The organism is Phenylobacterium sp., from assembly GCF_031425575.1.
In the GTDB taxonomy this organism is placed as follows: Bacteria; Pseudomonadota; Alphaproteobacteria; order Caulobacterales; family Caulobacteraceae; genus Phenylobacterium.
The window spans coordinates 1-8511 of the sequence record NZ_JANPJP010000296.1 but is presented as its reverse complement, the minus strand read 5'-3'; the positions used below and the strand labels follow the sequence as shown (position 1 = coordinate 8511).

The following is an 8511-nucleotide window of genomic DNA, read 5'->3' as shown; positions in this document are numbered from 1 at the left end:
GCCGCCGAGGCGATCCGCCCGGCCAAGCGGGGCCGTATCCACACCTTCCTGTCCACCAGCCCCAGCCACCGCGACCACATCCTGCGCGCCAGCCAGGAAGACATCCTGGAAATGATCACCAAGTCTGTGACCCACGCCCGCAACCTGTGCGGCGACGTGGAATGGTCGGCCCAGGACGCCACCCGCACCGAGCAGGACTTCCTGCGCCGCTGCGTCGACGCCGCCATCAAGGCCGGCGCCGGCACCGTGAACCTGCCCGACACGGTGGGCTATTCGTATCCCAGCGAATACGCCGACATCTTCCGCGACATCCTGGAGAACGTGGACGGCGCCGACCGCATCATCCTGTCCACCCACTGCCACAACGACCTGGGCCTGGCCGTCGCCAACAGCCTGGCCGGGGTGCAGGGCGGGGCGCGCCAGGTCGAGGTGGCCATGAACGGCATCGGCGAGCGCGCCGGCAACGCGGCCCTGGAAGAGGTCGTCATGGCCCTGAAGGTGCGCGGCGACCAGCTGCCCTACTTCACCAATATCGAGACCCAGCACATTACTCGGGCCAGCCGCTACACCTCGGCCATCACCGGCTTCCCGGTGCAGTTCAACAAGGCGATCGTCGGCAAGAACGCCTTCGCCCACGAGAGCGGCATCCACCAGGACGGGATGCTGAAGGACCGCGGCACCTACGAGATCATGAGCCCTGAGACCGTCGGCCAGGGCGCCTCCAACCTGGTGATGGGCAAGCATGCCGGCCGGGCGGGCTTCCGCGAGAAGCTGAAGGAGCTGGGCTACGAGCTGGGCCAGAACGCCCTGAACGAAGCCTTCCAGCGCTTCAAGGATCTGGCCGACAAGAAGAAGCACGTCTTCGACGACGACATCATCGCCTTGGTGGACGACGCCCTGGCCAGCGGCGCTGACCGCATCCAGGTCAAGCACCTGCGCGTAGTGGCCGGCACCGAGGGCCCGCAGCAGGCCGAGCTGACCGTGACCGTGGACGGCGTGGAGAAATCGGGCGCGGCCACCGGCGACGGCCCGGTGGATGCGGTGTTCAACGCCATCCACCAGGTTGTCCCGCACACCGCCATCCTGCGCCTGTTCCAGGTGCACGCGGTGACCGAAGGCACCGACGCCCAGGCCCAGGTCTCGGTGCGTCTGGAGGAGGACGGCCGGATCGCCACCGGCCAGGCCGCCGACACCGACACCCTGACCGCCTCGGCCAAGGCCTATGTCAACGCGCTGAACAACCTCCTGGTCCGCAAGGAAAAGAGCGCGCCTGACGCCATCGCCAGCGGGTTCTGACCACCCCCCGTTTCTCGGGACAATCTGCGCATTTGCCGCCCCCGTCCGTGACGGGGGTGAGCGGGGGTCTGCGACATGCTCTGGATCGTTCTGACGGCGGCCGCCGCGCCGCTGCAGGTGGCGCGCAACGCGCTGCAACGCGGGTTGGTGGGGGACGCCGGGCCCTGGGGCGCCACGCTCGTGCGCTTCCTGTTCGGCCTGCCGTTTTCGCTGCTGATCTTTGCTGTGGCAGCCTTCCTGACCCCCGGCGCGGAGCCGCACCTGTCGGCGCGGTTCGCCATCGCCGTGACAGCCGGCGCCATCGCCCAGGTGTGCGCCACCGCGGCCCTGCTCATGGCCATGCGCCACTCCGGGTTCGCGGTGGCGACCTTCATGCAGCAGGCGTCCCTGCCGATCGCGGCCATCATGGGGTTCGTCCTGTTCGGCGACCATATGAGCGCGGTCCAGTGGGCCGGGTTGGCCGCCACCACCGTTGGCCTGCTAGTCCTGTCCTGGCCGCGCGGAGATGAGGCGAGGGCGGGCGCCCTGAGCGGCTCGCTGTTTGGCCTGGCCTCAGGCGTCGCCTTCGCCGTGGCGCTGAACGGCTACCGGCAGGCCGGCATGGCGCTGGATCCCGACCATCCGATCTATTCGGCGACGGCGGCCCTCTGCGTCGCCCAGACCCTGCAGTCCATCGTGCTCACGGGCGTCCTGGCCGTGACCCGGCCCCAGGCCCTGCGGTCGGTGATGGGGTCGTGGAGGCAGTCGCTGGGGGCGGGCTTCTTCGGCGCCACGGCCTCGGCTTGCTGGTTCTCGGCCCTGGCCCTGGCTCCAGCCGGCCAGGTGCGCGCCATCGGGGTGATCGAGGGGCCGATCGCGGCGGCGGCGGGGCGCCGGCTGTTCAAGGAAAAGCTGAGCCTGATCCAGATCGCCGGGGGCGCGGCGACAGCCGTCGGTGTGGTGATGACAGCCCTGGGGTAAGGCAGGCTATGCTGGGCCATCCGCCGAGAGAGCGGGGAGGGAACAGGCCATGATCTTCGACGTCGACGCCCATACCGAGGCCCTGCATCGCGACGGCTATACGGTTATCGAGGACTTCTGCGACGCCGAGGCGCTGGCGGCTATTCGCCGGGGCCTCGCGCCGCATATGGAGCAGCACCGCGGCCGCAACGACTTCGAGGGTTTTGCGACCGAGCGGGTCTATACCCTGGTGGCGCGGGGAAAGGTGTTCGAGCGGGTGACCGAGGACGCGCGGGTGCTGGCCCTACTCGACCGCTTCCTGCAGCCGGGCTACCTGCTCTCGGCCAGCCAGGCGATCTGCATCTATCCGGGGGAGACGGCGCAGGCGGTGCATACCGATGACGGCTTCTACCGCCTGAAACGGCCACGCCCTCCGGCCTCGATGAGCCTGATCGCGGCGGTGGACGCCTTCACCACCGAGAACGGCTGCACCGAGGTGATCCCCGGCAGTCACCTATGGAGCGACGAGGAGGTGGCGGCCCTGAACCCAGCCGACCTGCCGCGCCTGTTGACGCCCATGGTCATGCCGGCCGGGGCGGCCATCGTCTTCCAGGCCACCCTGCTGCACCGGGGCGGGGCCAACCGCAGCAAGGCGCGGCGCCAGGCCTTCACCAACCAGTATTGCGAGCCCTGGGGCCGGACCCAGGAGAACTTCTTCCTCGGCGTGCCGCAGGACCTTGTGAGGACCATGTCGCCGCGCCTGCAGCGCCTGCTGGGCTACGACATCTGGCCGCCCTTCATGGGCCACGTGACGGCGTCGCATCCGTTGAAGACCCTGGAGGACGGCTATGTCGCTCCGGTGCTGGTGGATCGGGTCGTCGAGAGCTAACCTAGGGTAAGGCGCCGCCGAAGAGCGGCCCACTACCGGGAGCGAAACATGAGCCAGGCCGCCGAGTCCGTTGAAATCTCCGGCGAATTCCGCCGCCCACGAAACCTCGCCCAGGAGATCAAGGGCTCGATCCACGACGACGCCACGGCCTCCAAGCTGGGGTTCCGGGGCGGAACTGTGGCCGGGTCGGTCCACATGGATCAGTTCGTGCCGGCGCTCCTGGAACTCTATGGGCCGGACTGGTTCCGCCGGGGGACGCTGTCCCTGACCTTCAAGCACGCCACCGTCGACAACGAGGCGGTGCGGGTGTTCGCTCAGGCGGGCGAGGCGCGCGCGCGGCTCTGGATGGAGAACGAGGCCGGCGACACCGTGGGCGAGGGGACCGGCTCCTGCGGCGGGCCCGACCCGCAGAGCGAGGTCCGCCAGAGGCTTGAGGGCCAGGGGATCGTCGGCGCCGAGACCCTGCGGATCCTGGGCAAGCTGAAGCTGGCGCCCATGGGGGAGGACGTCATCGTCTCGGCGTCGGCCACCAAGCGCCTGGACACCATCACCGAGCCCTTGCCGGCCTATGAGGGCAAGGACGACCAGTTCGCGGGCAGCGTCCTGCCGCCCTCGGCCTGCGTGCAGCTGTTCTGCAGCGTGCAGCGCCAGCGCCTCGACCTGGACGGTCCGGCTGTCGGGCTCTACGGCGCCATCGAGATCGAATACATCGACGGCCCGCTGCTGGCCGACACCGAGTACAGCTCCCACGCCCGGATCCTGGCGCTCAGCGAAAGCCCCAAGACCGAGAACCTCTGGTGGGAGGTGGTGCTGAGCGACCCTGTGAGCGGCAAGCCGGTGGCCCGCATGCTCCAGTACCTGCGCTTCCTGAAGGGCTCATCCAAGCTCTACGGGTGACCCCTGGCGCGCCGCGGATCGGAGCGTTATGTAGTTTGACTACATAACGTGAGTCCGCCGTGGCCGCCTTCAATGTCCTGACCGCCGCCCTGTCCCTACGCCGCGATGGCGCGCGAGTCGGCGCGGAGCGTATCGCCCTGCTGGAGGCCATTGGATCGATGGGCTCCATCAGCAAGGCGGCGACGCAACTGGATCTGTCCTACAAGGGCGCCTGGGACGCGGTTCAGGCTCTGAACAACCTCTTCGAGGCGCCCCTGGTCAGGACCCAGGCGGGCGGCAAGGCCGGCGGCGTCGCCTTCCTCACCCCGCGCGGCCGGGCGGTGATCGCCGCCTTCCATCGGGTGGAGGCCGAGCTTGGCGCGGCGCTGTCGCGGCTGGAAGCGGGCCTGGCCGACGCTCCCGGCGACGATCTCGGCGGCCTTTTCTGGAGCCTCGGCATGAAGACCAGCGCCCGCAACGCCCTGCGGGGTGTCGTCAGCGTCGTCACCGACGGGGGGGTCAGTTCCGAGGTGCATCTGAAGATCGCCGAGGGGCTGGAGATCGTTGCGGTGATCACCCGCCAGAGCGTCGCCGACCTGGGCCTCGCGCCCGGCAAGGCCGCCATCGCCCTGATCAAGTCCAGCTTCGTCACCCTGGCCGTGGGGGAGGGGCTTCGCACCTCGGCTCGCAACCAGCTGGCAGGGATAATCCTGGTCCGCGAGGACGGGGCGGTGAACAGCGAGATCACCCTACGCCTCGCCGACGGCAAGAGCCTGACCGCCACCATCACCAAGGACAGCGCGCAGGCGCTGGACCTGAAAGTCGGCGATCCGGTCACTGCCTTGGTGAAAGCGCCCCATGTCATCCTGGCTGTGGAGTAGACCGTGGGTCTCGCTGGACTTGCCTTCGCCGCCGCGCTCGCCTGCGCCCCGGCCACCTTTGCCCAATCGATCGCCCTGGTCGGCCCGGACGGCCAGACTGCGACCCTCAACGCCGCCGACCTCGCTGCCCTGCCGCACCTGGCCGTGACAGTGAAACAGCACGACAAGACCCGCACCTATGAGGGCGCGCTGCTCGGCCCCATCATCGCCAAGGTCGGCGCGGCCTCGGGCAAGGCGATCCACGGGGCGGAACTGGCCACCGTGATCCGGATCAGCGCGGCTGACGGATATCAGGTGGTGCTGGGTCTGGCGGAGACCGATCCCGGGACCCGGAGCGGCCGGATCATCCTGGCCGACCGGGCCGATGGCGCGGCGCTCACCAAGGACGGCCCCTTCCGTCTCGTGGTGGAGGACGACCTGCGGCCGGCCCGCTCGGCCATGCAGGTGGTCAAGATCGAGGTTCTGCGCCTCTCCATATCCACGCCCAAGCCACACCACTGATAGAAGAATTCGCCATGAAGCTTGCTCGCCGCCTGGCGCTTCTCGCCGCCGCCTGGATGCTGGTCGCCGCGCCGGCGGTGGCGGCCGACAAGCCGGTCACCGTGTTCGCCGCCGCCTCCCTGAAGAACGCCCTCGACGAGGTGGGGGCCAGCTATGCCGCCAGGACCGGAGGGGAGGCGCGGTTCTCCTATGCCGGATCCCCGGCTATCGCCCGCCAGATCGAGCAGGGGGCGCCCGCCGACATCTATATCTCGGCCGACATCGAGTGGATGGACTACCTGGCCGGCAAGGCCTTGATCGTGCCTTCCAGCCGGCGAAACCTGCTGACCAACCGCCTGGCCCTCATCTCACCGGCGGACGCCAAGGTGAGCCTGAAGGTCGCCCGGGGCATGCCGCTGGCCAAGGCCCTTGGGGGCGGCCGCCTGGCCGTCGCCGGACCCGATGTCCCTGCGGGACGGTACGCTAAGGCCTCTCTAACGAGCCTGGGCGTCTGGAACAGCGTGTCGGGGAAGCTTGCCCAGGCCGAGAACGTCCGCGCCGCCCTGCAGTTCGTGGCGCGCGGCGAGAGCCCCTATGGCATCGTCTACGACACCGACGCCAAGGCCGAGCCCAGGGTGAAGATCGTCGGCCTGTTCCCGGACAGCAGCCATCCGCGCATCGTCTATCCGGCGGCCCTCGTGGTTGGGGGGCGTAATCCGCGCGCTGCGGGGTTCCTGAGCTTCCTCAGTGGGCCTGAGGCTCGGGCGGTGTTCCGCAAGCATGGGTTTACGGTGCTGGCGCGGAGGTAGGCTTCTAATTCCTCCCCTTCGGGGGTCGATGGCGGGTCACAAAACGCATCGCGTTTTGCCGCCGGAGCGGACCGCGAAGGGGAGGAATTTAGAGCCTCTCACTGCGCCTCGAAGAACGCGTCCGGTCCTTTGACCTCGATCAGCTTGCCGCGCCGGATCTCCACGAACCGGGTGGCCGCCGCCCGGGTGAAGTAGCGGTCGTGGGAGACGAACAGGCAGGCGACGTCAGAGGCTTCAAGCTGGGCTTCGAGCGCCTCCTGGCCCTCGATGTCCAGATGGTTGGTAGGCTCGTCCAGCAGGTAGAGGTTGGGCTTGGCCAGCTGCATTTTCAGGAAGGTCAGGCGCGCCCGCTCCCCGTGGCTGAGGTCGGCGATCGGCCCCTTGATGCGGTGATAGGGAAAGCCCGCCTTGGCCAGCAGGGCGTTGGCGTCCTTGGTAGTCGCTCCGTCGGCGGCGGTCAGATAGTCCAGAAGACTGGTTTTCAGGGGCAGCTCGGCCATCTTCTGATCGAAATAGACCAGGCGGGCCTGCGGATTGAACCGCACCGGCGCCTGGCCGTCATAGTGTTCCTGGTCCGGGTCGTAGGCGCGGGCCAGCGCGTTGAGCAGCATCGACTTGCCGGCCCCGTTGACGCCGAGGATGGCGATGCGATCACCCGCCGCCACGTTCAACCGGTCGATGGTGAACAGCTTGCGGCTACCGTCGGGCACGGTGACCGTGTGGCCCTGGACCCGCAGGGCGACCTTGGCGTCGATCTCGCCGTCGTGCAGCTCGAGGCGCCGCTCGCGGGCGACGTAGCTCTCGGTGCGCTCGGTCTCGATCCGGTCGATGCGCTTTTCGGTGGCCTTGGCGCGCTTGTGGAAGGCGTCGTTCTTCACCCCCCAGACCCGGTAGCGGGCGGCGACCTTCTCCAGCCGCTCGATCTCCTTGCCCTCAAGTTGCCGGCGGACGGCGTCGGCGGCGTCGCGGTGCAGCAGCTGCTCGCGGGCGCGGCTGAAGGGCACGCTGAAGGAATGGGCCCCGTCCGAGCGCAGAAAGATGGTCCGCGTGGTCGTCCGCTCCAGGAACTCCCGGTCGTGGCTGACGATCAGCATGGGCAGGCGGTCATCGTCGGCCAGCCAGCTCTCCAGGGTGTTGATGTTGGAGAGGTCCAGGTGGTTGGTGGGCTCGTCGAGGATCAGCAGGTCGGGCTCGGCCAGCTTGGCCGCCGCGGCGATCAGCATCAGCCGCTGCCAGCCGCCGCTGAGGGAGCCGAAGGTCTGCTGCGCGGTCTCGTAGCTGACCCCGATCTCGTCGAGCAGGACATCGACCTTCCAGTCCTCGCCGCCGTCGGTGTGGGGCAGGGCGCTTTCCAGCACCTCGCGCACGGTCTTGTCGGAGAGGCCCGGCGGCACGTCCTGGGGCACGTAGCCGATCTTCAGGCCCCGCGACTTGATGATCTGGCCCTCGTCCAGCTCCAGTTCGCCCAGCAGGCATTTGAGCAGGGTCGACTTGCCCGCGCCGTTCTCCCCCACCAGGGCGGTCCGCGCCGCATCGAGCTGCAGGCTCACCCCCTCGAAGACCTTGCTGGCCCCGTAGAGGAACCGCGCCTTCTCGACCCCGAGAACCGCCTGACCGGACATGTGAGCGCCCTCCGGCCGCAAGCTTTAGTGGACGAGGGTTCTAGTCCCCGCGCGCCCGCGAAGCTGTCACTCCGAAGCGACACAGGCCAGCCATCTTGACCGCCGACTGGCCCGCACGCGCCGGGCGCCCGATCTGTGTTCGCCCCGCCACTATCGATTGGGCAGCTTCACCAGAACGTGTGCCGGTGGCGCGGTGACGCGGTTTAGCTACGGCTGTCATTAAGCCTTGAAATCAACCCATTGGCAGGGCACACGCATGGGGTCCTGCAAGCGAAGGCTGAAGCGCTGGGCGGCTTGATTCGTCAGGTCGCTGAGTGAAGCGGCTCAAGTCCTCGCAGACCCGCAGTCACCGTCTCCCACCCTCCAGGGCTCTGCATGATCTCGTCCCTCTTCGGCGCCATCTCCAACGATATCGCCATCGACCTCGGCACCGCCAACACCCTCATCTACATGAAGGGCAAGGGTATCGTGCTGAACGAGCCCTCGGTGGTGGCGTTGCGTAATGTCGGCGGCCGCAAGATCGTCCATGCCGTGGGCATAGAGGCCAAGCAGATGCTGGGCCGCACCCCGGGCCACATGGAGGCCATCCGCCCCATGCGCGATGGGGTCATCGCCGACTTCGAAGTCGCCGAGGAGATGATCAAGTACTTCATCCGCAAGGTTCACAACCGCAAGGGCTTCGTGAACCCCAAGGTCATCGTCTGCGTGCCGTCCGGCGC

At 68.4% G+C, this 8511-nt stretch carries 9 protein-coding genes; 8 read left to right on the top strand and 1 reads right to left on the bottom strand.

What is annotated here, in order from left to right; all coding sequences use genetic code 11:
• The 7 genes from RMO97_RS16555 to modA all read left to right on the top strand — a co-directional run.
• Positions 1-1296, top strand: a 1296-nt coding sequence (locus tag RMO97_RS16555; RefSeq protein ID WP_310542127.1) for a 2-isopropylmalate synthase, incomplete at its 5' end; no start/stop codon positions are given.
• 75 nt (positions 1297-1371) lie between these two features.
• A complete protein-coding gene (locus RMO97_RS16550; RefSeq protein WP_310542126.1) occupies positions 1372-2256 on the top strand; it encodes a DMT family transporter in 885 nt (294 codons plus the stop codon).
• Positions 2257-2305: 49 nt separating this feature from the next.
• A complete protein-coding gene (locus tag RMO97_RS16545) occupies positions 2306-3124 on the top strand; it encodes a phytanoyl-CoA dioxygenase family protein (protein WP_310542125.1) in 819 nt (272 codons plus the stop codon).
• Between the two features lie 48 nt (positions 3125-3172).
• Entirely contained in the window at positions 3173-4021 is an 849-nt protein-coding gene (locus tag RMO97_RS16540) for a hypothetical protein (RefSeq protein WP_310542124.1), read from the top strand.
• Positions 4022-4080: 59 nt separating this feature from the next.
• Positions 4081-4881: a TOBE domain-containing protein gene (locus RMO97_RS16535; protein ID WP_310542123.1), complete on the top strand. Its 801-nt coding sequence runs from the start codon at positions 4081-4083 to the stop codon at positions 4879-4881.
• A 3-nt stretch (positions 4882-4884) separates the two neighbouring features.
• Positions 4885-5382, top strand: a complete 498-nt coding sequence (locus RMO97_RS16530) for a molybdopterin-binding oxidoreductase (RefSeq protein ID WP_310542122.1) — start codon at positions 4885-4887, stop codon at positions 5380-5382.
• A 14-nt stretch (positions 5383-5396) separates the two neighbouring features.
• Positions 5397-6170 carry a molybdate ABC transporter substrate-binding protein gene (gene modA, locus RMO97_RS16525; protein ID WP_310542121.1) on the top strand — a complete coding sequence of 258 codons (774 nt, stop codon included), beginning with the start codon at positions 5397-5399 and terminating at the stop codon, positions 6168-6170.
• 98 nt (positions 6171-6268) lie between these two features.
• Here the strand turns inward: modA and RMO97_RS16520 are convergent, their stop codons facing one another.
• Complete coding sequence (locus tag RMO97_RS16520) at positions 6269-7792, bottom strand: ABC-F family ATP-binding cassette domain-containing protein (RefSeq protein ID WP_310542120.1); 1524 nt, start codon at positions 7790-7792, stop codon at positions 6269-6271.
• A 375-nt stretch (positions 7793-8167) separates the two neighbouring features.
• Here RMO97_RS16520 and RMO97_RS16515 point away from each other — a divergent pair.
• On the top strand, positions 8168-8511 hold a 344-nt coding region (locus tag RMO97_RS16515), incomplete at its 3' end, for a rod shape-determining protein (RefSeq protein WP_310542119.1).

Bases quoted from the DNA above. Each gene is read 5' to 3' on its own strand.
- RMO97_RS16550 (WP_310542126.1), top strand. From the start codon at position 1,372: ATGCTCTGGATCGTTCTGACGGCGGCCGCCGCGCCGCTGCAGGTGGCG.
- RMO97_RS16545 (WP_310542125.1), top strand. From the start codon at position 2,306: ATGATCTTCGACGTCGACGCCCATACCGAGGCCCTGCATCGCGACGGC.
- RMO97_RS16540 (WP_310542124.1), top strand. From the start codon at position 3,173: ATGAGCCAGGCCGCCGAGTCCGTTGAAATCTCCGGCGAATTCCGCCGC.
- modA (WP_310542121.1), top strand. From the start codon at position 5,397: ATGAAGCTTGCTCGCCGCCTGGCGCTTCTCGCCGCCGCCTGGATGCTG.
- RMO97_RS16520 (WP_310542120.1), bottom strand. From the start codon at position 7,792: ATGTCCGGTCAGGCGGTTCTCGGGGTCGAGAAGGCGCGGTTCCTCTAC.